The sequence below is a fragment of the Maribacter luteocoastalis genome (genome assembly GCF_048890225.1).
Classification (GTDB): domain Bacteria; phylum Bacteroidota; class Bacteroidia; order Flavobacteriales; family Flavobacteriaceae; genus Maribacter; species Maribacter luteocoastalis.
On sequence record NZ_JBMFZG010000032.1, the window covers coordinates 1 to 732 of the forward strand.

Annotated in this window: 1 protein-coding gene; it reads right to left on the reverse strand. The window is 31.6% G+C overall.

Features of this window, described 5'->3' with window-relative positions:
* Positions 1 to 107: 107 nt before the first annotated feature.
* Positions 108 to 732 (reverse strand): hypothetical protein (locus tag ACOCEA_RS17975; protein ID WP_420757658.1); only part of this gene is annotated, 625 nt, incomplete at its 5' end.

Here is a 732-nt window from a genome sequence, read left to right on the forward strand (position 1 = left end):
CTAACGGTTCGTGTATGATTAGTTGCGGACTTTTCCAACGGAAAATGTCCGTCTGACGTTAAAGATAATTGATTGCAAGGATTTCCATTTGGTAAATCCGACCGCAATTAATTATACACAGTGTTGGCAACAGTATTTTTTATATTAAACATCGTTTGGTAATAGACTCCAAGTACAATGGTTAGTCTATTTTCAAATTCTTTCAAGTCATATAGGCTTGTTCTGTACAATGTTTTTTTGGCAATTCTTGGACTTATTCGATATTTAGAATTAATTCTTAAAAAAGTGCTGGTTCCAATTCTCCAATCTATTTTATTGGCGAGACAATTAGAAAAATCAATATTTAGTTTGACATGTAATTTATTCATTGAATCAACATTAAATAATGTTTTTTCTAACTCCATATCTTTTTCCGAGCGAGTTGATTCCGTCCATAGATTCAAATTCCTAATTTTTAATTCCAACGAATCTTGAAAAAAGTCAATAGGTATTTTTTTATTACTCCAGTCGGATACAAATTCAAAATAAGCCGCTTCAGCTGAAATTTCTGGATATTTTGTCTTAATTCTAGCTTCAAACAGTCCAACTGCATTTTCCAAAATTTCCCTTTTTTCTTTCTCAATGCACTCCCTTGAAGATTTGTCAATTGAAGTCGAGTCGAAGCCTGATTTACAAGCAGTAATTACAAGAAATAATATGAAGATTATTTTTTTCAATATTGTTGCCAACGGT